The 26,161-nt window shown below is 37.9% G+C and carries 23 protein-coding genes, 1 riboswitch and 1 other annotated feature; of the genes, 14 read left to right on the forward strand and 9 right to left on the reverse strand.

All coding sequences use genetic code 11. From position 1 onward, the window contains the following. Positions 1 to 110 precede the first annotated feature (110 nt). Positions 111 to 407 (reverse strand): hypothetical protein, encoded by a 297-nt coding sequence (locus WS44_RS02240; RefSeq protein WP_046432852.1) that lies wholly within the window; start codon positions 405 to 407, stop codon positions 111 to 113. Between the two features lie 18 nt (positions 408 to 425). Beyond that, the gene (locus tag WS44_RS02245) at positions 426 to 1,562 is read right to left on the reverse strand and encodes a hypothetical protein (RefSeq protein ID WP_013438770.1); all 1,137 of its coding nucleotides are present in this window, start codon (positions 1,560 to 1,562) and stop codon (positions 426 to 428) included. Positions 1,563 to 2,150: 588 nt separating this feature from the next. On the opposite strand from WS44_RS02245, the gene cbpB reads away from it, so the two are divergent. The 3 genes from cbpB to WS44_RS02260 all read left to right on the forward strand — a co-directional run bounded on the left by cbpB (position 2,151) and on the right by WS44_RS02260 (position 5,943). After that, a complete protein-coding gene (gene cbpB / locus WS44_RS02250; RefSeq protein ID WP_013438771.1) occupies positions 2,151 to 2,621 on the forward strand; it encodes a cyclic-di-AMP-binding protein CbpB in 471 nt (156 codons plus the stop codon). Positions 2,622 to 2,762: 141 nt separating this feature from the next. Next, complete coding sequence (locus WS44_RS02255) at positions 2,763 to 4,619, forward strand: heavy metal translocating P-type ATPase (protein ID WP_013438772.1); 1,857 nt, start codon at positions 2,763 to 2,765, stop codon at positions 4,617 to 4,619. A gap of 56 nt (positions 4,620 to 4,675) precedes the next feature. Then, positions 4,676 to 4,733, forward strand: a sequence feature (sodium ion sensor (DUF1646 type); this cis-regulatory element may regulate processes involved in with the transportation of sodium ions). 40 nt (positions 4,734 to 4,773) lie between these two features. Then, positions 4,774 to 5,943 (forward strand): cation:proton antiporter, encoded by a 1,170-nt coding sequence (locus WS44_RS02260; protein ID WP_013642574.1) that lies wholly within the window; start codon positions 4,774 to 4,776, stop codon positions 5,941 to 5,943. A gap of 433 nt (positions 5,944 to 6,376) precedes the next feature. Here the strand turns inward: WS44_RS02260 and WS44_RS02265 are convergent, their stop codons facing one another. Together WS44_RS02265 and WS44_RS02270 are read right to left on the reverse strand one after the other, a co-directional pair. Further along, complete coding sequence (locus WS44_RS02265; protein WP_046432860.1) at positions 6,377 to 7,030, reverse strand: DUF4097 family beta strand repeat-containing protein; 654 nt, start codon at positions 7,028 to 7,030, stop codon at positions 6,377 to 6,379. Further along, a complete protein-coding gene (locus WS44_RS02270) occupies positions 7,030 to 8,604 on the reverse strand; it encodes an ABC transporter ATP-binding protein (protein WP_046432862.1) in 1,575 nt (524 codons plus the stop codon). The genes WS44_RS02265 and WS44_RS02270 overlap by 1 nt, the downstream gene beginning before the upstream one ends. Positions 8,605 to 8,707: 103 nt before the next feature. On the opposite strand from WS44_RS02270, the gene WS44_RS02275 reads away from it, so the two are divergent. Both WS44_RS02275 and WS44_RS02280 read left to right on the forward strand, forming a co-directional pair. Then, entirely contained in the window at positions 8,708 to 9,556 is an 849-nt protein-coding gene (locus WS44_RS02275) for an Rgg/GadR/MutR family transcriptional regulator (RefSeq protein WP_014566253.1), read from the forward strand. A 154-nt stretch (positions 9,557 to 9,710) separates the two neighbouring features. Beyond that, a complete protein-coding gene (locus tag WS44_RS02280; protein WP_013642579.1) occupies positions 9,711 to 10,217 on the forward strand; it encodes a CHAP domain-containing protein in 507 nt (168 codons plus the stop codon). Positions 10,218 to 10,259: 42 nt separating this feature from the next. Here WS44_RS02280 and WS44_RS02285 read toward each other — a convergent pair whose 3' ends face one another. Continuing rightward, the gene (locus WS44_RS02285) at positions 10,260 to 10,919 is read right to left on the reverse strand and encodes a type II CAAX endopeptidase family protein (RefSeq protein WP_046432864.1); all 660 of its coding nucleotides are present in this window, start codon (positions 10,917 to 10,919) and stop codon (positions 10,260 to 10,262) included. A gap of 89 nt (positions 10,920 to 11,008) precedes the next feature. On the opposite strand from WS44_RS02285, the gene WS44_RS02290 reads away from it, so the two are divergent. Both WS44_RS02290 and WS44_RS02295 read left to right on the forward strand, forming a co-directional pair. Continuing rightward, positions 11,009 to 12,112 (forward strand): YdcF family protein, encoded by a 1,104-nt coding sequence (locus tag WS44_RS02290; RefSeq protein ID WP_046432865.1) that lies wholly within the window; start codon positions 11,009 to 11,011, stop codon positions 12,110 to 12,112. A gap of 23 nt (positions 12,113 to 12,135) precedes the next feature. Continuing rightward, complete coding sequence (locus WS44_RS02295) at positions 12,136 to 14,475, forward strand: ABC transporter ATP-binding protein/permease (RefSeq protein ID WP_046432868.1); 2,340 nt, start codon at positions 12,136 to 12,138, stop codon at positions 14,473 to 14,475. A gap of 44 nt (positions 14,476 to 14,519) precedes the next feature. On the opposite strand, the gene WS44_RS02300 is transcribed toward WS44_RS02295, so the two are convergent. Beyond that, a complete protein-coding gene (locus tag WS44_RS02300) occupies positions 14,520 to 15,125 on the reverse strand; it encodes an ECF transporter S component (RefSeq protein WP_013438783.1) in 606 nt (201 codons plus the stop codon). Positions 15,126 to 15,244: 119 nt separating this feature from the next. Here WS44_RS02300 and WS44_RS02305 point away from each other — a divergent pair, with 119 nt between their 5' ends. Next, positions 15,245 to 16,285 (forward strand): BMP family ABC transporter substrate-binding protein, encoded by a 1,041-nt coding sequence (locus tag WS44_RS02305; RefSeq protein ID WP_014566258.1) that lies wholly within the window; start codon positions 15,245 to 15,247, stop codon positions 16,283 to 16,285. Positions 16,286 to 16,392: 107 nt separating this feature from the next. On the opposite strand, the gene WS44_RS02310 is transcribed toward WS44_RS02305, so the two are convergent. Then, positions 16,393 to 17,220 carry an aldo/keto reductase gene (locus WS44_RS02310; RefSeq protein ID WP_013642585.1) on the reverse strand — a complete coding sequence of 276 codons (828 nt, stop codon included), beginning with the start codon at positions 17,218 to 17,220 and terminating at the stop codon, positions 16,393 to 16,395. Between the two features lie 120 nt (positions 17,221 to 17,340). Here WS44_RS02310 and nagB point away from each other — a divergent pair, with 120 nt between their 5' ends. The 3 genes from nagB to WS44_RS02325 all read left to right on the forward strand — a co-directional run bounded on the left by nagB (position 17,341) and on the right by WS44_RS02325 (position 19,716). Then, positions 17,341 to 18,060, forward strand: a complete 720-nt coding sequence (gene nagB, locus WS44_RS02315; protein ID WP_014566259.1) for a glucosamine-6-phosphate deaminase — start codon at positions 17,341 to 17,343, stop codon at positions 18,058 to 18,060. Between the two features lie 297 nt (positions 18,061 to 18,357). Then, the gene (locus WS44_RS02320; RefSeq protein WP_013642588.1) at positions 18,358 to 19,005 is read left to right on the forward strand and encodes a deoxynucleoside kinase; all 648 of its coding nucleotides are present in this window, start codon (positions 18,358 to 18,360) and stop codon (positions 19,003 to 19,005) included. A gap of 24 nt (positions 19,006 to 19,029) precedes the next feature. Continuing rightward, the gene (locus WS44_RS02325) at positions 19,030 to 19,716 is read left to right on the forward strand and encodes a deoxynucleoside kinase (RefSeq protein ID WP_013642589.1); all 687 of its coding nucleotides are present in this window, start codon (positions 19,030 to 19,032) and stop codon (positions 19,714 to 19,716) included. Positions 19,717 to 19,786: 70 nt separating this feature from the next. Here the strand turns inward: WS44_RS02325 and WS44_RS02330 are convergent, their stop codons facing one another. Then, on the reverse strand, positions 19,787 to 20,587 hold the full coding sequence (locus WS44_RS02330; protein WP_014566260.1) for a Cof-type HAD-IIB family hydrolase: 801 nt from the start codon (positions 20,585 to 20,587) through the stop codon (positions 19,787 to 19,789). Positions 20,588 to 20,810: 223 nt separating this feature from the next. Between WS44_RS02330 and WS44_RS02335 the strand changes: the two genes are divergently transcribed. Beyond that, positions 20,811 to 22,118 carry an NCS2 family permease gene (locus WS44_RS02335; RefSeq protein ID WP_013438790.1) on the forward strand — a complete coding sequence of 436 codons (1,308 nt, stop codon included), beginning with the start codon at positions 20,811 to 20,813 and terminating at the stop codon, positions 22,116 to 22,118. 207 nt (positions 22,119 to 22,325) lie between these two features. On the opposite strand, the gene WS44_RS02340 is transcribed toward WS44_RS02335, so the two are convergent. Then, positions 22,326 to 23,057 (reverse strand): MerR family transcriptional regulator, encoded by a 732-nt coding sequence (locus WS44_RS02340; protein WP_013642591.1) that lies wholly within the window; start codon positions 23,055 to 23,057, stop codon positions 22,326 to 22,328. 180 nt (positions 23,058 to 23,237) lie between these two features. On the opposite strand from WS44_RS02340, the gene WS44_RS02345 reads away from it, so the two are divergent. Both WS44_RS02345 and WS44_RS02350 read left to right on the forward strand, forming a co-directional pair. Beyond that, the gene (locus WS44_RS02345; RefSeq protein WP_046432871.1) at positions 23,238 to 24,545 is read left to right on the forward strand and encodes an NCS2 family permease; all 1,308 of its coding nucleotides are present in this window, start codon (positions 23,238 to 23,240) and stop codon (positions 24,543 to 24,545) included. A gap of 131 nt (positions 24,546 to 24,676) precedes the next feature. After that, positions 24,677 to 24,774: riboswitch (purine riboswitch) on the forward strand. Positions 24,775 to 24,846: 72 nt separating this feature from the next. After that, on the forward strand, positions 24,847 to 26,157 hold the full coding sequence (locus WS44_RS02350; RefSeq protein ID WP_022087610.1) for an NCS2 family permease: 1,311 nt from the start codon (positions 24,847 to 24,849) through the stop codon (positions 26,155 to 26,157). Positions 26,158 to 26,161: the final 4 nt, after the last annotated feature.

Below are 26,161 nucleotides of genomic sequence, written 5' to 3' on the forward strand. Positions count from 1 at the left end.
TATTTAACTCGATTCTCCGGGAGCCATTTCCCGATTAGGCCTGTATTTCAAAATAAAATTGCTTAAAATCGTTGATAACACTTGACTTAGAGTAGAAAAAAACGGTTTCTTTATTGTAATTTCTTACAGTTGCGATATGCAAAATATAATGGGATGAAAATTACGATTGCCACAAAGATTAAGGCAAAAATCGATAGTCGCATCACATTTTGCGGTTTAGTCCAGCGCTCGCTCTTGGCGGTAGTCAGCAAATATATAGCAAAAAGCACAATAATAACTAATTCGCCAAGGCAAAATATCATATGAGTCATTTGATAAAGGTAGAGATAAACTGACGCTGGGAATAAGCAGAACCAACCAGAAAAACGCAAAAGAAAGATCTCTCTTCTTCGATAATCTACATTCATTTGTTTTTCCTTTCCAAACTAGCTGCCAAACAAGGCATTGATATTCATCGATAGTATTCTATCCATTACCGTGATGTCTGGTCTAGCATAAATACTTGAAGCTGATTCAAATACACAAAGCAGCTGCCCCTTGTAAGCAGTAATTTGTTCCAAATATGGCGGCATATCGACAACTAGCTCCGCATTCTTTTCGTCAAGCGCGTTCAATGCCGAAGTTGGGAACACATACAGTTTAGAATTGCCGCTGCCGTATGACTGACTCAAGAAGATTTTATCTTGATAAATCGCAATCCCCTGAATCTGCTTATCCATTGATGTTTCACCGGTAGGATCTGACCACTGCAAAGTACCAGTAACGGATTTCACTTCATTATTAGTAATGGAGCCCTTGTTTTTACCGCTACGGGCAATTGAATATGCGGCAACTTTCCCCCGGCCATACATGTTAAAGAAGCCGACGAACAGTTGACCATCGTAGTAAGTAACAGTAGAGGCTTTTTCAACGGCAGGAATCGCAATCTGGTGATTGTACTTGATCGGGATGCGACTGCCATCTTTATAGTCCTTCATTTCTTTTAATGTAAATGAAGCAAGAGCTGAGGACTTACCCATTTTACCGGTTACCCAAATATTTTTGGCAACTGGATCATAAGCAATCCCGCCTAAGTGAGGACGGCCATGAACCTGGATCGTCTTAATGTATTTTCCCGTCTTTTTGTCCAGCACATAAACGACTGAAGCATGCCGGTGTTCGCCATCATATGCCGTGAGCAAAATATATTTACCAGCTACAGTAATCCCCTGCGGCGTCATTGCGGTTGCCGTATTGTATTTTTTCGTGGCAAAATCATAGCTCTTAGTCGAAACTAAGCCCGGAATGACAAAGTCCTTACCATCCCACGTTCTTGGTGGAACATAGTTTGAAACCTTATTAATGAAAGAATAATTTTGACGCAAGGATCTTTGATAACTAGAAAAATTGTGCCAAGCAGCACTTGTATTAGTACCATCCTTTGCTTTGACTACCTTGGGCCTATCTCGCAGCATTTGCTGTTTTTGCCACCATTGATAACCGAAATATCCACCTGCTCCCACTCCAGCTAATAAAAGGAGTACTAAAAACAGATGCAGAATAAATCTGCCTATTCTTTTCAAAAAAACTACACCCTTCTATTTTCCGTTTTTATCATGTCTTACATTATAACCAAAAAAATTTATTTTTCTTTATAAGTGCATAAACTCGGGCTTTTTAGCAAAAATATAGCCTTTTTTGAAAATAAAGTGCATTTCGTCACACTTTTTTCACAATTTCAGGTTATACTACTTAACGTAGTGAGGAAGAAAACATCTTCCCATTACAACTCAACTTTTTTGTTTTTCATTCATACTCCTCCAAGTAAATAATGAAAATAAAAAGAATTGACTTACTCCAATTAGTCAATTTCATATCTATCCCTTTCGGCTCACGTGCGTTGCGTGGGCTTTTCTTATGCCCAAATTTTCTTCTTAACTAGTTCTCAAACAAATCTTTACCTTTTCATAATAATTTGAACATTTTTAATTCACATTTACTCTGTACTATATAAATCGTAGCAAGGCGGTAGAAACTTGCTACGATACTCCCACTTTTTTTATTTCATTCATTCTTACTCCTCCAAAGTAGATGAAACTAATAAGGTCCGCAAAATTTTGCGGGCCTTTTCCTTTTTTCTAGTATAATTTTAGTTAGAAAAGAGGCGTATCATGTTTTCACCATCGATCCAACATTTAATTGAAGAAAAATCGGGATCATTCTTAATTCCCGCTAGTCGTATTGCCTTTGTTCAAGAAGACAACCCACTCTATCACGCATTTTTAATTCTGACTAAAGTTAAATATTCCAAAATTCCAGTTTTAGATAAAGATAAAAGAGTAGTTGGTTTACTCAGCTTGGCCATGATTACGGATAAAATGCTAACCAATGACGCAATTTCTACCGCGCCACTTGATACTTTAAAAGTTAAAGACGTAATGCAAACGGATTTCGATAAAATAAATTTTGTTGAAACTACGCTTGAAACGCAGCTGCATTTACTGATTAACAATGCCTTCCTGCCCGTCGTAGATGATCGCGGCGTCTTTCAAGGTCTTCTCACCAGACGTGAATGGATCAAGGCCTTCAACTATGTCGTTCACACATATGATAAGCACTATAAATCTGAAAAAATTAAATAACCCCCAAGCGGCTTGAGACCTTTATTCAAGCCGCTTTTTTAATTAATAAATTATAATAAACCGTTTATATCTCTTATACCTAGAAAGAATGTTAGAATGGTGTAAGTAAAGTAATACTGCTGACTTTTTGGAGGTTTAATCATGAAACGTCATTGGAAGTTTATTGTCGTTTTAATTGCCGGGGTAATAAGTCTGTTTTTTGAGTTTGGAATACATGCTTCTACATTGTTTACTACGCCACTCCTTAAATTGCAGATGAACCCACAAGCAATTATTATCGACATTCTTGGTATTTGGATTTCCGTTCTCTTGTTAATGGAAATATTTGAAGATTGGAAATCTGGACGCTACGGTGTTGATATCCTAGCAGTTATTGCGATTGTTTCTACTATTTTGATCAACAACTACTGGGCTGAATGGATGATTTTGGTAATGTCCACTGGTGGTGAAACACTGGAAGACTACGCTACTGGACAAGCCAGCAAGGAACTCCGTTCTCTTTTGAACAATACACCACGTATTGCCAACAAGCTGGTTAACGGTCAAATTACTGAAGTCAAGGTTAATGAATTGCACATTGGCGACATCGTTTTGATCAAGCCAGGTCAACAAGTTCCTGTTGACGGTGAAATCATCAAGGGTACTTCTAGTTTTGACCAATCTTCATTGACTGGTGAATCCGTTCCTGTAACTAAGAAACCAGGCGACAACTTGATGTCAGGTTCCGTCAACGGTGACGTCGCAGTACAGATGAAGGTTACCAAAGAAGCTAAAGATTCTGAATATCAGTCAATCGTTGCTTTGGTTAAGTCATCACAAGCACAACCTGCTAAGTTCGTTAAGATGGCCGACCGTTACGCCGTTCCATTCACTATCATTTCATTGATTATTGGTGGCGTTGCATGGGCTGTTTCGGGGGATGCTACTAGATTCGCCGAAGTTATGGTTGTCGCTTCACCATGTCCACTTTTGATCGCAGCTCCCGTTGCTTTGGTCAGTGGTATGAGTTCAATGTCAGCTCACCATATTATTGTGAAGTCTGGTCCAACTCTTGAAAAATTAGCTCGTGCTAAGACTTTTGCTTTTGATAAGACTGGTACTTTAACTGAAAACCAATTGGTAGTTGACCAAGTTGTCCCTGCAGAAGAATCTGTAAGCAAGGATGAATTGCAAGGCTTAGCTGCTAGTGTTGAACAACAATCAAGTCACGTTATTGCTGGTTCACTTGTAAAGGCTACTAACAAAGATTTGATTAAGCCAGTAACCGACTTAAAGGAAACTACTGCTCAAGGTGTTGAAGGTAACGTCGACGGCAAGCACGTTAAGGTTGGTAAATTAAAGTTCGTTGCACCTGATCATGAAAAGATCGATGTTAACTCCACTGCTGTCTTTGTCTCAATCGATAATCAATTTGCTGGTTACATTACTTTGATGGACGAAATGCGTCCAGAAACACCTGACACAATCGCTAAGTTGAAGCGTCAAGGTGCTCAAGATATCATGATGCTTACTGGTGACCACAAGGCAGTTGCCGAAAGGGTTGGTAACAAGGCCGGAATTACTGATATCCGTGCTGATCTTTTACCATCTGAAAAGATTAAGGCTATCAAGGGAGTACCTAAGAACTTGCGTCCTGTCGTTATGACTGGTGACGGTGTTAATGACGCACCAAGTTTGACCGCCGCTGATGTTGGTATCGCTATGGGTGCTAAAGGTGCTACTGCTGCCAGTGAAAGTGCTGATGCGGTTATCATGGTTAATGATTTGTCTAAGATCAACGATGCCGTTGCTATTTCTAAGCACACTATGAAGGTTGCTAATGTCGACGTTTTGACTGCGATTGGTGTCGTAATCATCATTGAATTAATTGCCTTTACTGGTGTTATCCCAGCATTCTGGGGTGCTATTTTGCAGGAAGTTGTCGACATGATCACTATCAGTTTGGGACTTCTTGCTAAGACTACTCCAAGCAAAAAGCAATTCGGACTTGAAGAGTAATTTGCATCGGACTAAAAAAAATATTAAGATTAAACTCAACTGAATATTTATTTAGTGGTTGGGTTTTTACACAAAATAAAAACTTTCAAGATTTGCTTCTTTGGGTCAAGAAGCGCTTGAAAGTTTTTTGCTTTTATAAGGAAAAGAGGACGATATGCATTTCTTAGGGGAATTAATTTTAATCCTACTGACGACGGTATTGCTCGGGCAATTATTTGCACGTTTTAACTTGCCAGCAGTTATTGGACAATTGCTTTCAGGGATTTTATTAGGACCAGCTATCTTAAACTGGATTCACCCCAACGACATAATCAGCTTATTCTCTGAATTTGGGGTCATTCTATTAATGTTTTTGGCCGGTCTTGAAAGTGACTTGGACTTGTTAAAGAAATACTTCAAGTTGAGTTTTACGGTAGCTGGCGTTGGCGTTATCTTGCCAGTTGTTTTCATGGGGCTAGCAAGTTACTTCTTCGGCATGAAGCCACTTGAGGCACTCTTTATCGGGATTGTTTTTGCGGCAACCAGTGTTTCTATCTCAGTTGTGGTTTTGCAAGAAGCTAACCAGCTTCATACACGTGCTGGTACAGCCATTTTAGGGGCCGCTGTGGTTGATGATATCCTAGCCGTAGTAGTTTTAAGTCTCTTCACCACCTTCAGCCATGAAGGTGGTAAAAGCGGCTTAACTAACAATTTCTTCCTTAACATCTTGATCGAAATTGTCTACTTCGTCGTTGTTTGGGTGATCTTTAAGTTTATTGCGCCATACTTCATGAAGGTCTCAGAAAAGATTTCTGTTGATTACTCTGTAGTCATCGGTTCATTGGTTTTAGCATTGACAATGGCATGGGCTGCAGACTTTGTTGGTTTATCCGCCGTTGTAGGTGCATTCTTCGGTGGTTTGGCAATTCGTCAAACACCGCAACATAAAGAAGTTCAGTCTTCTGTTTCAGCAATCGGTTATTCAATCTTCATCCCTGTTTTCTTCGCTGATATCGGCCTTTCAATGACCTTTGCCAGCTTCTTCAAAGACATCTGGTTCATCATTGCGATGACCGTTTTGGCCGTTTTATCCAAGTTCTGGGCTGGTAAATACTCTAGTGAAGTATTCGGTTTCAGTAAGAATGAAGGCAATATCGTAGGTGCCGGAATGGTGTCACGTGGTGAAGTTGCGTTGATCGTGGCGCAGATCGGGATTACGCATCACCTATTCCCTGAAGATATTTACTCTAGCTTAATTTTGGTAATCATTGTAACGACCGTAATTTCACCATTTATCTTGAATCACTTTATCAAAAAGAGTAAGCAAGATACTGAATTTATGTAGATTAAAAGCCTAGCGGATGCTAGGCTTTTTTCGTGTTCGCTTGTAGACGCAAATACGAATCAGTATAAATTTTATGTGTAAAAAAGTTGAAGCGGCGGCTATCCCAAAGAGATGGTGCTTATGAGGATTTTTTGACTCTACCACAATCCTGTTAGAAAGGGGACGCCATCGTGTCTGTCTCAGATGCGTTGCAACTAATGATCAGTTTCGGCTAATTTGTCGTTTTACTGATCACATTGGTTGTCGAGCTGATCAAAATTCATGATCAGCGAAAAAAATAGCTGCTTTAGCTCTGCAAAGCTGGCAGTTATTTATTAATACCTAAAAAATATTTTTAAATAGTCGTCGCTAATGCGATTCTACACTAAAGAGGTTCGACTTAGTCGGCCTCTTTTTTCATACTCATTATATCCACTACACGATTTGTATACAATCAATTAACGTAAATATTACCGTTTGAAGTATCGATACTTAGCACATTTTCAGCACTAGTATTCTTCTCAAACTCATCAGATTTATTTTTCCTTTCAACAGTAATATGACCATTTGAAGTAGACAAATCATACCCTGCTGCATTAGTCTTTCCTACTTTTACCGTGCCGTTAGAAGTGTCGATTTCGAACTCATTTTTCATCACTAGATTTTTAATATTAATACTACCGTTCGATGTATCAATCTTTCCCTTTTGAACTTCCAGATGATCGGCCGAGATATTGCCATTCGATGTATCAATTGAAAGATACTTTAATTCTTGTTTGGGCATTTCAATAATCAATTCTTGTTTTAACTTTTTCACATTAAAAATGCTGCCATTAATTGTTATAGACCTTTCTGGCGAATCAATAGTCAAAATACCATTTTTCACCTTTACAGATGGCTCTAATTTTTCTTGTCCTGTGTAACTTACACTATAGCGATCACCAGTCACTAATCTAATGTTGTCGATCGAGTTATCAACTTTTATTTGTTCAAAGGATTCTACCGAAAAGTTTTTATTAACTGTCTTTATATCATTTGAATTGTACAAGAAATAAACTCCTCCAATGGCAATTACAACTATAAATATTAATATCAACATTTTTCTCATCACTCCATATATTCTTTCAAGTCAATTACGTTATCATAGTTTCCTAACTCATTTGCTTCATAATGGTGGGTCACTTCTACAAAGGTTAAATCAGAATTTAATAAATATTGATGAATCTTATCTGATGTCTTTTTATCAAGAGAGGCATTAATTTCATCAAGTAAAAGCACAGGGCGTCTTGATAAAATCGCTCTAGCCAACTCAATTCTTGCAAGCTGACCGCCTGATAATTGATCTGCGTTATCACCCAAGGAATAATCAAAACCTTTTTCTTTAATTACATTAGTAAGTTGAAGCTTAGAACAAACTTGCTCAACTATTTCCTGGGGAATATCTTTACCTAAAGTCAGATTGAACCATAAAGTATCCGCGAAAATAACTGGTGCCTGACTTGCATAAGCAAAAATATTTTCAAAGTTACCTGCTTTTTCAATTTTCCCGTTTAACAAAATTTCTTTTGCTTCACCATATTTACCTTTCATCAAGAACTGCAGCAACGTTGATTTACCTGTCCCTGATGGACCAATAATTGCCTGCTTAGTTTTTCTTTTAATTGTTAAATCAAGATTTCGGATTAACTGTTGGCCTTTTCTATTAAGTGAAACGTCTGTTAAAACAAGATCCTTAAAGGCCACTTTATTGTTATCGGCTTTTTCACCTTTGGCCAAAGCTAAATACTTATTTGTCTTTTCAACGATCTTTTTAGTAGTTGATAATTCATTACGATCATTCAAGATAGTTAAGATTGGATTTACAAAAGAGTTAGCCAACTGCACAATAGCAAACAACGAACCTAATGTTGTCATGCCATGGATTACCATGTAGACACCTGTTAAAAACGGAACTAAGAATGTAACAAGATTACCGATCAGACTAATCCAAGAACCAGTATCTAAATTCAATAGATTCATTTTTCTTAATGCAGCCTCAAGATTGAATACTTTTACTTGGTTTTTCTTCGCTGCATTTTCTCGCCCATTGTATAAACTCAAAGTTTCGCTACCGGCTAAAAAATTCTTAGTTTGATTTACATACTGACCATTGGCTTTAGTCCAATTTTCTGAGGCATTTTGAATTGATTTTTGGAAGAAATTAGAAATGAGCATTGGCACGAATGAACCAACTAAAAACAAGATAGTAACCAGCCAATTAACTAGTAATGCATAGCCAAGGGCCAACACCAATGTACAAGCCTGCATAATAATTTCAATTTGTGCATCAAAGCGATTAGTTTCAAGCAACTTAAAATCATTGGTTAAAAAGCCGAGAGCATCGGAATTTTCATCCCTATCGGTATTGAGCATCCCTTTAAAAATATTTGTTCTCAAATATATATTGGCTTCTTGAATTGCAGCAGTTTTTAATCGATTGAAAATCAAACTCGCCATAAAAGTAATCAAAAATCCAATAATTACGATAATTAAAAAGCTACCTACTTGATCCCACTTCTTTTGTGTTGCGATATTAGTCAATGTTTGCACCATATATGCTAATACGATAGTGGAGCAACTTGCAATAAAGCCTGTTATGATCATTGCGATAAATTTAAAATGATTTGAGTATTTGTAAAACATGAAATTCAACTCCCCTGTTTGTTATTGGGGATATTATTACATGCATTTTTTATTCAGAAATGATAAATTGCATATATGCAATATTGATATGGAGGACAGTAAAATGGCAATTGGTGAAAAATACAAAGAATTACGAAAAGAACAATCTATTACCTTAGCACAAGCAGCCAAAGGTATTTGTGCTACTTCGAATTTATCTCGCTGGGAGAACGGTAAAATTACGCTAGAGTTCAACAAAGTACTGGCTCTTTTAAGCCGGATTCACATTAGCCCTACCGAATTTATTGGTTATGCAGATATTGTGCAAGAAAATGATCTTCCAACAGAAATACTGAAAGCAATTGAAGAAGAAGATGCTAGTGCAATAAAGAAACTTATCCACGTACAATTAGATAAGTACCATGCTAAACGAAACGCACATGATCTTTATCTTGCTGTGATACTTTGTAATCAATATTTACTAATCAAGGGTGAAAACCTCTTACCATTTTCTGATCAAATGCACCTTTACACTTATTTATCCAAGATCACCTTGTGGAGCACCTATAATTTAGGCTTCTTCGGTAACTGCGTTTTCATGATCAAAACTGACAAAGTCTATGCTATTGCAATGAACGTTTTAAACAACCAAGATTTAATTCAGAAAAATACTAGTTCCATCGGTTTAATTTCTATGATGGGCGTGTTATCCGATGCAACGATATCGCTAATTTTTCGCAAAGATATAATTCATGCACATAAATTATTAGATGCACTGCAAGGTGTGGAACTACCACAATTTCTAGAATTCTTTAAAGTAACTTTGACGTTCTTAGAAAAGACACTGCAATATTTAAAAACTAAGGACGAAGATCCTATTCTAAGTTTTATCAATAATGCTCAAAATATGGGTATGACTGAATCTGCAGATACATTTAGAGATGTCTTTGAAAAAGTCAAAATATTAAACTAAAAAAAGCAATTTGCTATAGAATATTAATCAAATCAAAAAAGAATAACACAAGAGGTTGTTTGTCGCGGCAAATAAATCTACTTTAAAGAAAATTATTCTCGTCTTAATCAGTCTCTTAGTTCTATTTAGCGTATTTTTTATAGGAGGCAGAGCAATGAACATACCTACTCAATTCACTGATGACTCACATTATCAAAACACAATTATCAAACATAGTCGCCGTTTGGTTGGATATTTCAATTATGGTACTGACTCTCAAAGAATGGACTTTGGCAGTTTACAACATCGAAATAAAAATGGTTTTGCTGATTGCTCAAGCCTGGTTTGGCTAGTGATGAAACAGGCTGGTTATAATGTTGGACAAACAGCCTTTTCTACTCCTGAAATGGAAAATGATGCCAAAAATGCTCATCAATACTTTAGACAAATTCATGCTAAAAATGTGAAACCAGGTGATATTGTCATTGTTAATGTTGGAACTGGTTATGGTCCAAATGGCCACACAGCAATTATTGATGGTTCATATCACGGCAGAAAAACGCAAATTATCGAAATCGGTGGAATCGATCCAATGGGTTCGGTCCATCGGTCAACAATTGCGCAATCTTTTCAAAGCCTTCTTAAAGAGGGACGTATCACTTATGCTCGTCCTACTAAATAAAAAAACGTCAGAAATTTTCTGGCGTTTTAATTTGCATTCAATTTAAATAAATCCCATCGCGTTATAGCACATGTGTACCAGCATTGAGTAACGCAAGTCCTTCGTTGTTGTATATACCCAGGCCAAGACGATACCTAACACCCAGTAAACCAAGATGTACTTGCTCAACATCGGATCGTGCATATAGCCGAATAAAAAGCCACTTGTGATGATGCCCAACCATTTATTCAACGTTGTTGGTTTAGTAAAGAAGATGTTGAAGAACATCCCTCTAAAAATCGTTTCCTCACAAAACGGTGCAATAAAGACTACCAAAATTTTAAATAGTCCTGCATTGCCTTGTTCCAATCTATTCAAGCTTTGTTGGTTTTCAGATACACCACCGCCAACTAAATTAAGCATCACGACAGATCCAATCATAATTAAGATAAAGCCGATTACCGCAATCCCTAACCTACGTGCATCCCAGTGCGGACTCTCATTAAAGCCCCACTGATTTTCTTCCTTTAACTGCTGACGATATAAATAAAAGATCACGAATAAAATCACCACAGTCATCAAAGATGTAGCAAATACTCGTAAATTGCCCTTGCCCAAATTTATTCTTTTTGGTGCAAAATAAGCTATTTCAAGCAACATATATAGGGCAAAAGCTAAAATTGCCCCTGCAATATTTCCCAGGTAATGTCCTATTTTCTTCATTTTTCTCGTTCACACCTTGATTCTTTCCTCTTTTAATCGATGTTTTCATTATAATATTAATAAGCGAAAAAGCATAAGGAGGAGTATCTGTGCTAAACGAAATTGTTGCTTTTCTAGGAAGACGTGGTGAATTTTTCTACATCTCAGTTTTTATGCTGGTGATCTTCTTTGTCTTCCTAATTTCTTGGCTAATTGAGCCGCGCCGTTTAATCAACGGTGTCTTTTTCACCATCTTTTTAGTGTCACTACTGTCATGGACAACAGTCATGATCCACAAAAGTACCAGCCACGGATTGCAGCGAGCCTACGATCTTCTTTTCCTAGTCGCACTTTTTGGCATCACCGCTCTTTTAATCTTTGCCTGGATCTTTTTGTTCTGGAACGCCTACTTCGTCTGGAAATATGAAAGCCACACTTTGCCTAACTTATTAACTTTAATTGTTGGCTTCATCGCTCTTATTTTCAGTATTTTAGTTCTAGTCGGTCCCGGAAGATATTTACCACACTGGTTAAGTGCACTGCTTGCATCAATTCCAGCAATTGCCCTCTACCTTGGCTTAGTTTTATATAACTTCTTGGTAAACTTACTACTATATCAAATCTACCCTCGCCACTATAAGCAAGATTATTTAATCGTTCTTGGTGCAGGTTTACTCAATGGTGATCAGGTTTCCAAATTATTAGCCGCTAGAATCAACCGTGCGATTCAATTTTCTAACCGCCAATATCAAAAAGGCAGAAAGCGCCCCATTATTATCATGTCTGGTGGACAAGGACCTGATGAAAAGATACCCGAAGCTTTAGCTATGGCGCGCTTTGCACAGCATCGCGGTGTTCCAACTGATCAAATTTTAATTGAAGATCAATCTAAGAATACTTACCAAAATATGCTTTTTTCAAAGCGAATCGCCACCCAAGACTTTGACAGTGATAAATTCAGAGCTACCTTCTTTAGTAACAACTACCACATTTTTAGAGCCGCTCTTTTAGCTAAAGAAGTAGGTCTAAAAGCCAACGGCGTTGGTGCTTTCACCCGTTTATACTACCTACCAAATGCAATTATTCGTGAATTTGCCGGTGTATTTGTCATGCATAAACGCCGCCATTTCGTTATCATGGGAGTAATAATTTTATTCTTTATTCTGCAAGCTATTTTGGCTGCAGCAGGCATCGTTAAATTTAACGTTGTCTAATCTCATTAGAAAGAAGATAAGAAATGCTACAACTAAAACACATTTTTAAGTCATACCATGTGGGCGACACCGTTACTCACGCTTTGCATGACGTTACTATTTCTTTCCGTGACCAAGAATTCGTGGCTATTTTAGGGCCAAGTGGTTCTGGTAAAACGACAATGCTGAACGTTATTGGTGGTTTAGATCGCTATGATAAAGGTGATTTGATCATCAACGGTAAATCAACCAAAAACTTTAAAGAAACTGACTGGGACGCTTACCGTAACAACACCGTTGGTTTTATTTTTCAAAACTACAATCTGATCCCTCACCTTTCAATCATCGCTAATGTCGAATTAGGGATGAATCTTTCTGGTGTTCCAAGTAAAGAGCGCCACGATAAGGCGATTAAGGCTTTGACCGAAGTCGGTTTAAAAGAACACATAAATAAGCGCCCTAACCAATTATCTGGTGGTCAAATGCAACGTGTAGCCATTGCTCGTGCGATTGCCAACGATCCTGATATTTTACTCTGTGACGAACCAACTGGGGCTCTTGATACTGAGACCTCCGTTCAAATCATGGAATTGATTAAAAAGATCTCCAAGGATCGTTTAGTCGTTATGGTTACTCACAATCCTGAACTAGCTGAAAAATACGCTACTAGAATTGTTAATTTCCAAGATGGTAAGATCCGACACGATTCTAAGCCATTTGATCCTAAGGAAGAAGAGGACAAATTCAATTTAAAGCGGACCAAAATGTCCTATTGGAATGCGATCAAACTTAGTTTTACCAACATCATGACTAAGAAAGGTCGGACAATTTTAACTGCTTTTGCTTCCAGTATCGGGATCATTTCCATCGCGGTTGTTTTAGCCATCTCCAATGGTTTTCAAAAGCAAATCAACACTACGATGAGCAAGGCTTTAGCTAAATATCCGATCTCAATTAGCCAAACAGCCACCGATATGAACTCGATGAACGAGCGTAACGAGTCGAATAAAAACGTCAAAAATCGCGGTTATGTAACGGCTAAAAAAGATCAAAGCGAACAGGCTCAACATACTAACAAGATTACCCAAAAGTATGTTAACTACGTTAAGAAGATCAATCCTAGTTACGCCAACAATATTTCTTACCAACGTGGCGTTACTTTAAACCTTTTATCTAAGGTAAAAGGCGAGCCTGAACGAGTACAATTTTCAAATTCTGATCCTGATCAAGGTTCATCCGTTGTACAAGCACGTGCACAAGCCATGAGTTCAATGGGTATCGGCTCTTCAGTTTTCCCAACAACTTTGAATAAAAATAAGGGTTCATTCTTAAAGCAAAACTACCAAATTTTATCGGGCACCTGGCCTACCAAGGCAACTGATTTAATTTTAGTAACTGATAATAAAAACACTGTTAACCTAAATTCCTTAAAGAATTTAGGTTTTGATGTGTCTGAAAATGATCAAATTAAATTTAATAAACTTGTTGGTAAAACATTTAACGTAGTTGCTAACAACGATTACTACCAAGAATTGCCTAATGGCATGTTTATTCCTAAGAAAGTTACTAGCTCAATGTACAACAACGCCAAGACCAAGTTGATACTCGTTGGTGTAATTAGACCTAAGAATGAAGATTCAATGGCCCTTCTCTCAACTGGCATTGCTTACAGCGATAAACTTTCTCAAGAAGTGATCAACGACAACAAAAATTCTGACGTTGTTAAGGCGCAAAAGAAGACTAACCGTAGCGTTTTGACTAATCAAAAATTGAACGCTAACGAAAAGAAAATGACGATGCAAACCTTAGGTGGTTCTAGCATCCCTACTGGCATCATGATCTACCCTAACAACTTCGATGATAAGGACAAGGTGCTCGATTACTTAGACAAGTGGAACAAGGGTAAAAAGAAGGCCGACAAGATCGTTTATACCGATATGTCTAACGCCGTTACCACGATGACTGGTGGCTTGCTTAACGGTATCACCACTATCTTGGTTGCCTTTGCCGCTATTTCATTGATCACCTCAATGATCATGATCGGTATTTTGACTTACACTTCAGTTCTTGAAAGAACGAAGGAAATTGGTGTCTTAAAGGCATTGGGTGCTCGTAAGAAAGATATTACACGTGTGTTTGATGCAGAAACCTTTATCTTGGGTGTCTTCTCTGGTGTACTCGGTATCTTCATCGCCTACCTGCTTACTTTCCCAATCAATACCGTAATTTACAACATCACGGATTTGGCGAACGTAGCGCAGCTTGATCCAAAGGCAGCAATTATTTTAATCATCGTTTCAACGGTACTTACTTTGCTAGGTGGTCACATCCCTGCAAGAATGGCAGCTAAGAAAGATGCCGCAATTGCACTTAGAAGTGAGTAACAAAAAAACGCATTACATTGGTAATGCGTTTTTTCATGGATAAATTAATGCTTTTTCAACACTATTTTAAGTGGCGTTACGATAATTGGTGTAACGATTGCTGTAAAAACCGCCTCAAGCAATCCGTTTAAGCCAAGGGCCGAAATCAAAATCAAGATCAGTGGTGAACTTGAATTATAATTGCCCAAATGTTGCACCAAACTTGCTGGATCATGCATAAAAAATAGACTAGTTAACACGATCACCATAACCGTATTAGTCAAAGAAGTGGCGGCACCACTCACGATATAGCTTACTTTATCATATCTTGATTGATCAAAGTATTTGCCAATAAGTCCCGGAAAATAGCCAGCTAAAATACTTGGCACAAGCGAAATTACCGGATTTTGAAATAGCATTAAACTAACCATATCCCCTGGTTGAGTGTACGCTATAATCAATCTGGTAATTCCCCAGAAGAGACCAAAGATAAAACCAGCCTTCGGTCCCATTAATGTGCCATAAACTGCGATTGTTAATGGAATAGTAGTGATGGCAGGAAGAGCTGGAATAACTCTAATGTAGCCAATATTAGGCACAAAGGTTTGAATAATCAATAGCGCAGCAAATACGGCAGTAATTGCCATTCTCTTCGTTTCTTCTCGTCTCATTCAATTTCTCCAATTCATTTTGTTTCGACAACATTAAATTAAATCATAGATGAATAATTTTTTCAGTAAAAATACCTTGGTTCTTGTACAATAAGTACAGATTAAGAAAAGGAATTTATATGCATTTCAAAAAATTATTTTTAGTAGTTCTATTAGCAATGGGCACCCTCTCTGCGTGCTCTACTTCAAACAATACGGATGACAATGCTTCAAAATCTGTCGCTTTAGTTACAGATGGTAAAATCGATGACCAATCTTTTAATCAGGCCGCTTGGAAAGGACTGAAGGATTATGGCAGCGAATACAAATTAGATAGAGGCACAGATGGCTACCAATACTTTCAAGTTAAAAATCAGGCTGATTTGAAAAAAGGTATTAATAAGGCGATCCGGCAAAAATACCAGACTATCTTTGGTATCGGTAACGAATCTAAAAGTGCCATTATCTCCGCTGCCAAAAGTAATCCTAAAAAGAATTTCGTTATCATGGATGATACCATTAAAGGCTATAAAAACGTGGCATCTGTCCGCTTTAGAAAAGATGAAGGTGCATATCTAGCTGGCGTTGCGACTGCAAGCCAAACCAAAACGGGTAAAGTCGGTTTCATTGGCGGTGCTAACAATAGCGTGATTGCTTCATTTAAGCGTGGTTTTACTCAAGGTGTAGCAGACCAAGCTAAAAAATTGCACAAAAATGTTACCATCTACGATCAAAATGTGGGCAATTTTACTGACACTGTAAGGGCGCAAAGTATCGCTACAAACATGTATGATAAAAACGTAGATGTGATCTTCCATGCAGCAGGCAATGCTGGAGGCGGCCTATTCCAAACAGCGAGATTTATCAATCAAGCTCGCCCTGCCCAAGATCGCGTTTGGGTAATTGGCGTTGATGCCGATCAATCTGATTTAGGCAAATATTATGCCAAAGGCGGTCAAGAAGCCAACTTTGTTTTAACGTCTGTAATCACCGGTGTTAACGTTGCGACTAAGGATATCGCCAGCCGCAGTTATCAGGATAAATTTCCTGGTGGAAAAATGATTACCTATGGTTTAAAAAACAATGCTGTCTCAATTCTGCCAGGACAAATAGCTCCGAATATCTGGAAAGATGTGCAAATAGCTCGAAGCAAAATTTTAGCTGGCAAGATTAAAATATAAAAGTAAAAAAAAATCTGTTTCACATGAAACAGATTTTTTTACACATATGCACAAAGTTATCCACAAGATATAGTGAATAGTGTGCTCTCAAATACTATATCTTGTAATCAAATGACTGATAGTGGTTCTTTTTCAGTTGGAGCAGGGAAATCGCTGTTAATCAAACGCATTTCGTCTTCAGTTAATTTGATATTTTGAGCAGCAATATTTTCCTTCATATGCTTGATCTTGGCAGCCTTAGGAATAGCTAAAACATTGCCATTGCGCATTGTCCAAGCAAGCATAATCTGATGTGGCGTAACGCCATGATCACGCGCAACAATTTTCAAATTACGTGTAATGCGAATCGTATCGCCAGCACCCGAATTAAACGGTGAATAGCCGATAAAACTTACACCATGCTTTTTTTGCCAATCTTGTAAGTCATACTCGGTTCCTCGCTCATTTAAATTGTACAGGTCTTCATTGGCAAAACATTTATCTCCACCAGGTACCGTGAAAAGTTCCTTCATATCGCTAGTATCGAAGTTTGAAACGCCCCAATGACGAATCAAACCTTCTTTTTGCAAAGCTTCAAGGCCACGAATTGTATCAGATAAGCGATGATTGCCACGCCAGTGAAGTAAATAGAGATCCAAATAATCTGTGCCTAGTCTTTCCAAACTAGCTTCCAAACTCTGCCGTTCTAATTCTGGCGTTGCATGATAGGGATAGAATTTTGAAATCAAAAATAATTTGCTTCTATCATAGCCTTTAATGGCTTCACCTACCAACTTCTCGCTTTTACCTTCACCGTACATCTCGGCTGTATCAATAATGTTTATCCCATGATCCAGTCCATAACGGATTGCGGCTATTTCTTCATCTTTTTTTCTGGGTTCTTCACCAATATTCCATGTACCTATACCTAATCCCGTTAATTTTTCAAAATCCATCCTTATTCACTTCCTTTACTCAAATTCTAACATAGTTAAGAATATTTCTTTTTATTTAATTGACAAAATGGTCTATTCCACTTTATAATGGACTAGACCAGTAAATGGGGAGGATTTATTATGAAAGTTATTGTTACAGAAAACAAAATTCAAGGCGGAGCAAAAGCATTCGAAATTTTTGAAAAAGGTATTAAGAACGGTGCTAAGGTATTAGGTTTAGCAACCGGTTCTACCCCTGAAACACTTTACCAAAACTGGGTAAAGAGCGACCTTAATTGTGAAGATCTTACTAGTATCAACCTTGATGAATATGTTGGCTTAACACCAGACAATCCTCAAAGTTACCACTACTTCATGCAAAAGCACTTATTCGACAAGAAGCCATTCAAGAAGACTTACGTTCCAGATGGTATGGCAAAAGATATTCCAGCATTCTGCAAAAAATACGACCAAATTATTAAGGACAATCCTATCGACATCCAATTATTAGGTATCGGTCGTAACGGCCACATCGCCTTCAACGAACCAGGTACTCCATTTGACATCGGTACTCACGAAGTTAAATTAACTGAAAACACTATTGAAGCTAACGCTCGTTTCTTCGACAACGAAGACGAAGTTCCAAAGAGCGCTATCTGCATGGGTACTGCTAACATCATGCAATCTAAGAAGATCGTTTTGATGGCATTCGGTGAAAAGAAGGCTCACGCTATCAAGGAAATGATCGAAGGCCCTATTACTGAAGACGTTCCTGCATCAATTTTACAAAAGCACCCTGATGTAACTGTTATTGTTGATAAGGCTGCAGCTCAAGAGCTAGACGACAAATACAAGAACTAAATGACAATTTATCTCTAAAAATAAAAGGCTAGGCTTTCTACAATCGTAGAAGACCTAGCTATTTTTGTTAATTTTAAATCCGGGATTTTTTGAGTACTAGAATTACCTGCTTTATTTTTAGATAACTTCATTTTTTACAATTTTTCTGTTCTAATTGAATTATGTTTCATTCCTATCCGATTTTTCATTTCTACCCTTGACTTTTTCGCGTGAAACAGAATTAAAAAAGAGCTTGTGTGCCACAATATCTTGTATTAAACTTATTAATTGTCCAATATCTGGTATTTAAGAAAGAATGTGATTCAAGTTATTGTTTTAAGCGGGCCAATTGGAGCCGGAAAATCCAGTTTAACCAGTATCTTAGCAGAACATTTAGGTACGCAAGCATTTTACGAAGGCGTTGACAGCAATCCTGTTTTACCCCTCTACTATAAAAATATGAAGCGTTACACCTTTTTGCTTAACACTTATTTGCTTAACCACCGTTTAGCTCAAATCAATCAAGCTATTCAAGATAAGAACAGCGTATCCGATCGTTCTATCTATGAAGATGCACTTTTCTTCAAGATGAACGCCGATAACAAGGTCGCAGATCCTACAGAATTTAAGATCTATGACGATTTGCTTGAAAATATGATGGAAGATACGCCAGGCAATCCAAGCAAGAAGCCCGATTTGCTTATCTATATCCATGTTTCACTTGATACCATGCTTAAGCGCATTAAAAAACGTGGTCGTTCCTTTGAACAAATTAGTACAGATCCAGGTTTGAAGGACTACTATGCTAGACTACTTAGATATTATGAACCATGGTATGAACAATATGATGCTTCACCTAAGATGGCTATCAATGGTGATAAACTCGATTTTGTTTCTAGCATTGATGCTCAAAGGGAAGTATTGAAAGAAATTGACGAGAAGTTGCACGAAATAGGTAACTTATAAAACTAAATAAAAAGAAGGAACGTGATGACAGTTATTGTTTTAAGTGGGCCAATTGGAGCCGGAAAATCCAGTTTAACAGGTATTTTATCTAAATATTTAGGCACTAAGCCATTTTATGAAAGTGTTGACGACAATCCAGTTCTGCCACTTTTTTATGCTGATCCTAAGAAATATGCTTTCTTATTGCAGGTATACTTCTTAAATACACGTTTTCACAGCATTAAAGACGCATTGACTCAAGATAATAACGTGTTGGACCGCTCTATCTATGAAGATGCGCTCTTCTTCCAAATGAACGCTGACATTGGTCGTGCCACTCCTGAGGAAGTCGACACTTACTATGAACTTTTACACAATATGATGGGTGAATTAGACAGAATGCCTAAGAAGAACCCTGACTTGCTTGTTCACATCAACGTTTCTTACGACACAATGATTAAACGTATTCAAAAACGTGGCCGTCCATACGAACAATTGAGCCACGATTCAACTCTTGAAGACTACTACAAGAGATTGCTTCGCTACTACAAGCCATGGTATGACAAGTACGATTACTCACCAAAGATGGAAATTGATGGTGACAAATATGACTTCATGTCTTCTGAAGAAGATCGTGAAATCGTACTTGATCAAATCGTTGATAAATTGAAGGAAGTTGGTAAGTTACCAATGGACTGGGACAAATCAACTGATATCCAAATCGAAGCTTAATTTCCCAGGTAATAATTGAAAAAGAGCTAGGATTTAACGTCCTAGCTCTTTTCGTATGCATAAATTTTCTTTATTCGATGCTCTCTAAAGCTTTGGCAATACCATCATGATTATTATCTAAAGTGATATTTTCTGGCTTAAATTGCTTTTTCAAGTCTTCTGGTGCATTGCCCATTAAGAAGGGATGCCCCACTGCTCTTAACATTTCTTCATCGTTATAGTTGTCGCCAAAAGCGAGGCAGTCTTTTAGATCTACACCATATTCTTGAGCTACGATTTCAACTGCGCTTCTCTTGCTTACGCCCTTTAAGACGATTTCAAGTAGCGTTGGTGAAGACTTTACAAAATCAAGGTCAATATATTTCTTTGAAAGTTCCTTTTGCATGCGGTCAATTTCTTTAGGCTCACCCATGATTAAGCCCTTGTGTACACCTTGCAGTTTTGCGATTTGTTCAATGCTGGTTTTAGTAGATTTCACATCAACAATGCTTTCTTCTTTTTTGACCCAGTCGCTTTCTTTTTCTGCACTATACCACACATAGCCGCTATAAATATTCCAAGCAGCACCGTTATTTTGCTCTTCAACATAACGGCAAATTTCTGCAGCTTCCTTTGCTTCAAAAAAGCGCGTAATTAGCGCTCTACCGGTCTCATCTAGCGCTAAGGCACCATTATAGGCAATCATCGGAAAGACCTTAAGAATCTGTCCTACTGCCGTCATAATGCCTTTAGGAAGACGAGCTGAAGCTGGTATAAAAATATTACCATTGATAATTTGATGTCTGATTGCGTCACGCGTTTTAGGCGTTACCTTTAATTCATTGTTAATTAGCGTGCCATCAATATCTGAAAAAATAAGTTTTGCGGACATTCTTTCACCCTTAATCTGTTTGATCTATGTAATTAAGAATAATGCTAAAAAACGGAGAATGAAAGTAATTTAGTGTTTTAAAACTATTTTTGTACAGTGAATTATAATAAATTAGCATATTTTCTTGCCAATAATTCGTGTTTACAAATCTAAATATCAATGCTAAAGTATAAGGGTTGCTTTTACGAAGTAAAAACACGAACAATTCTTTGGAGAGAGATTTATGAATTTTATTAGGAAATATTTTCAATTAGATAAATACAACACCAGTATTAAAGTCGAATTTATTGCTGGTTTGACTACTTTCATTAGTATGTCATACATTTTGTTTGTTAACCCTAGCGTTTTGGGTGCTAGTGGTATGAACACAGGTGCTGTGTTTACTGCTACTGCTTTGGCCAGTGCGCTTGGTAGTGCCATCATGGGTATTGTTGCAAACTACCCAATTGGTGAAGCACCAGCCCTTGGTATTAACGCATTCTTTGCTTACACCGTTTGTGTGGGGATGCACGTTTCATGGCAAACTGCTTTAGCCAGTGTCTTCGTTGCATCAATTATCTTCATTTTGATCACTTTATTTAAATTGCGTGAAAAGATTATTGATTCAATTCCAGCTGACCTGAAGTTTGCTATTTCATCAGGTATTGGTTTATTCATCGCCTTCTTAGGCTTACAAAACGGTAAGTTAATCGTCGCAAATAAATCAACTCTGGTTGGCTTAGGCTCACTTCATGATCCCCTTGTTTGGATCACCATTTTTGGTTTGCTTGTGACCGTTATCTTGATGATCTTGAACGTTCCTGGTGCGATTTTCATCGGGATGGTTTTAGCCGCTATCTTCGGTATTTGTACCGGTCAAATCGCATTGCCACATAAGGTGATCTCAACTGCTCCAAGTTTAGCTCCAACTTTTGGTCAAGCTATCTTCCACATTAAGGACATTAACTCCGTTCAAATGTGGGTTGTCGTATTAACTTTCTTGCTTGTTACCTTCTTCGATACTGCCGGTACTTTGATTGGTCTTGCTCAACAAGCCGGTTTCATGAAGAACAACAAGATGCCACGTGTTGGTAAGGCTTTGGCTGCCGACTCAAGTGCGATGGCTGTTGGTTCAATTTTGGGTACTTCACCAGTTGGTGCGTTCGTTGAATCAAGTGCCGGTATCGCCGTTGGTGGTAGAACTGGTTTGACTGCAGTTTTCGTTGCTATCTTCTTCTTGATCTCAATGATCTTCAGTCCACTTTTGGGTGTGTTCACTAGTCAAGTTACTGCACCAGCCTTGATTATCGTTGGTGTATTGATGGCCCAAAACACTGCTCACATCCACTGGAACAAGTTAGAAATTGCGGTTCCTGCATTCCTCATCATTTTGGGTATGCCACTTACTTACTCAATTTCTGATGGTTTGTCATGGGGTATGATCACTTACCCAATCTGCATGCTTGCAGCTAAGCGTGGTAAGGAAATCAGCCCGATGATGTGGGTACTATTCTTCGTATTCATCATCTTCCTGTGGGTACTGAACTTTTAAATAAAATAGATATAAAGAAAGGACTAAGTTTGAATTTGAGCTTAGTCCTTTTTGCTTACACTTTTTCCTATTTATATCGATTATAATCGATGAAAACACTAAAATTATTAATCTTATCGAGTATAATCGATAGGATTGCAAAAAAGGAGCCTTTTATCGAATATACTCGATAACAGCTTCTTAAAAATGTGTATTTCCCTGGAAATACTAGCGTACAGTTTCCAAACAATATGATTTTTTATGACAGTTTGGGCAACGTAATCTTCTAGTATGCGGCGTATGTGCCGCAAACATAAACTTCTTAAGTTCAGGAACAAACTTGTAATCACAATTTGGACAAATATATGCCACCTTTTGATAATAATTTTTAAGTAGCACAACAGACATTGCAACCAAGATTACTACTAAAACAGCTACCGAAATATAAGCCGTAGTGTTCATCTTATTGATGATACAGTACGCGATAAATGTCATACCAATCAGCTCAACAGCAATTTCCACTGCTGACAGCTTCCACATTGAACGTGTTAATTCTTTATACCTAGTTTCATTATTCATAATCTTCGTAATGTCAGTAACTTCAGCAATACCTTTAGGTTTATTTAATGCCTTCTGCAATTGCACTATTTTCTTATTTTGCTTTTCTAGTTTTTGTACTTCCTGGCTATTTCTTTCCATTTGATCTTTAAGTAAAAGACCAATCGTTTTTTCACTATTTGGATCCTCCAATATCTTTTGAATATCCTTGAGTGAAAAGCCTAGTTCTTTTAAAAAGATAATCAGTTTTAATTGTTTTATCTGCTCATTTGAATATAAACGATAGCCACTTTCACTCACTCTGCTTGGTTTAACCAGGCCTTTTTGATCATAATAGCGAATTGTCCTGGTGGTTATATTCAACTGTTTTGCTAGATCTCCGATTGTGTATTCTTCTGACATTACTTTCTCACCTCACAACTTAAATATACGGGTTTACGCTGCGTTAAAGTCAAGAATAAGCTAAATATTCCCGAAAAAACTTCAAAAAGCAAATATTTCACTCTTTTTCTATTGAAATTATTAACATTAGATGTATAATCTTAATTGAATGTTCACTTTATACAAATTTTGGAGGACTAAATGAACGCAATCAGTAATTTCTTTCATTTAAAGGAGAACAATAGCTCCTTTAAGACCGAGCTTTTAGCCGGCCTAACTACTTTTGTAAGTATGTCTTACATTCTGTTCGTCAACCCCAATGTTTTGGGCGCTAGTGGTATGGATAAAGGTGCTTTGTTCACCGTTACCGCATTATCTGCTGCATTTACCTGTATCGTAATGGGACTTGTTGCCAACTATCCAATCGCTTCAGCTCCAACGTTAGGTTTGAACGCATTCTTCACTTACACAGTTTGTCTTGGCATGCACGTTAAATGGCAAACAGCTTTAGCTGCCGTTTTTGTTGCATCAATTCTTTTCATTTTACTAACTGTCTTTAAAGTTCGTGAGATGATCATTGATGCGATACCTGCAGACATTAAATATGCTATTTCTGCCGGTATCGGTTTATTCATCGCCTTCATCGGTCTTCAAGGTGGTAAGTTAATTCAAAACAGTGACTCAACTTTGGTTACTATCGGTAGCCTTAACAATCCAACTGTTTGGATCACTATTTTCGGTTTATCCATTACTATCTTCTTGATGATTGCCCGTGTACCGGGTGCCATCTTCATCGGTATGATTATATCTGCTGTCTTCGGTGTCGTTATTGGTCAAATTCCAATGCCTAAGAGTATTATCTCATCTGTTCCAAGCATCGCTCCAACGTTTGGTCAAGCAATCTTCCATATCGGTGACATCAACACCGTTCAAATGTGGGTAGTTGTCTTCACCTTCTTACTTGTTACCTTCTTCGATACCACTGGTACCTTGATCGGTTTGGTTCAACAAGCTGGTTTGATGAAAGACAACAAGATGCCACGTGCCGGTGAAGCTTTAGCTGCCGACTCATCTGGTATGCTTGTTGGTTCAGTTCTTGGTACTTCACCAGTTGGTGCATTTGTTGAATCAAGTTCTGGTATTGCCGTTGGTGGTAGAACCGGTTTAACCGCAGTTTGGGTAGGTATCTTCTTCCTCATTTCTACAATCTTTAGTCCAATCTTAAGTGTCTTTACTACTCAAGTAACTGCTCCTGCCTTAATCATTGTTGGTGTACTGATGGCCGAAAACTTGGCTAACGTACATTGGACCAACCTCGAAATCGCCATTCCATGTTTCCTTATTGCCATCGGAATGCCTCTTACATACTCTATCTCAGACGGTTTAGGTTGGGGAATTATCGTTTACCCAATCTCAATGATCGCAGCAAAGCGTTTCAAAGAGATTACGCCAATGATGTGGATTCTATTTGTAGTATTCGTTATCTATTACATCGTTTTAAATGTCTAGCTAATTTCACTAGTAAAATACCTCTTTCAAAAACAAGTAGTTAACAGCTACTTGTTTTTTATTTCTCAGGAAATAACTATAAGACATCTCCTCCCAACCCCAATTTGCTTATCTACTAGATTTCTGCTAGAATACTTAACAATCAATATATCTATATATCGTCGAGATAAGGTCGACAGTGTCTACCCTGAACCATAAATTCAGGACTATAGGTATTTAGACGTCATAAATGAAAAAAGGACATCTTTTACCCATAGTTGGTGCGTAACTGTGTCCTTTTTTCATTTGTTTTGGAGGAAAAATGCAGACATTAGATAAAGTCTTTCATTTACAGGATGCTCATACCACTGTTAAACGCGAGTTAATCGCTGCATTAACTACGTTTGTCAGTCTCTCCTACATACTATTTGTTAACCCTAACATTTTGCACGCAGCTGGTATTCCAAAAGGTGCAGCCTTTACGGTTACCGCAGTAGCAACTGCCATTGGTTGTTTCTTGATGGGATTCATCGCAAACTATCCTATTGCGCTTGCTCCAACCTTGGGTAGTGGTGCCTTTTTCGCATACAACGTATGTGTTGGGATGCATATTTCCTGGGAAACAGCCTTAGCTGCTGTGCTTGTTGCATCAATCTTGTTCATTTTAATCACTGTTTTCAAATTGCGTGAAATGGTGGTTAATGCAATTCCACAAGATATGAAGTATGCAATTTCGGCTGGTATTGGTTTATTCATTGCCTTTATTGGGTTAAAAAATGGTCAATTAATCGTTAACAGCGATTCAACTTTAGTTACCTTGGGCAAGTTTAGTAATCCTGCCGTTTGGATTACTTTGTTCGGTTTAATTTTAACTGTTATCTTGATGTGTTTGAACGTACCTGGTTCAATTTTCATCGGGATGATCGTTACTGCTATCTTCGGTATGATCATTGGTCAAATTCCATTGCCTCACGGCATCGTTTCAGGTGCGCCAAGCATTGCACCAACCTTTGGTCAAGCCGTTTTCCACTTAAAGGATATTAATACCGCACAACTTTGGATGGTTGTTTTGACCTTCTTACTTGTTACTTTCTTTGATACTGCTGGTACTTTGATCGGTATGACTGAACAAGCCGGCATGGTTGATAAAGATGGTAAGATTCCACGGATCGGTCGTGCCTTTTTAGCTGACTCAACTGCTATGGTTGAAGGTGCTGTCTTTGGTACTGCTCCACTTGGTACTTCAGTAGAATCAAGTGCCGGTATCGCAATGGGCGGTAGAACTGGTTTAACCGCGATCTTTGTTGGTATCTTCTTTATCATCAGTATGATCTTCAGTCCACTTCTTGCCGTTATCCCAACCACTGTAACGGCTCCAGCTTTGATCATCGTTGGTGTCTTGATGGCAAGCAACTTGAAGAAGATCGACTGGGACAAATTTGAGATTGCTTTTCCTGCATTCTTAACAGTTGTCGGGATGCCATTGACTTACAGTATTTCAGATGGTCTGGCTTTAGGTTTGATCGCCTACCCAATCACAATGATCGCATCTAAGCGCGCTAAGGAAGTTACCCCGATGATGTATATTCTATTCGTGGTATTCATTGTCTTCTTCCTGGTTACTAATTTATAGAAAA

The sequence above is a fragment of the Lactobacillus sp. N54.MGS-719 genome, assembly GCF_000980505.1.
Classification (GTDB): Bacteria; Bacillota; Bacilli; order Lactobacillales; family Lactobacillaceae; genus Lactobacillus; species Lactobacillus amylovorus.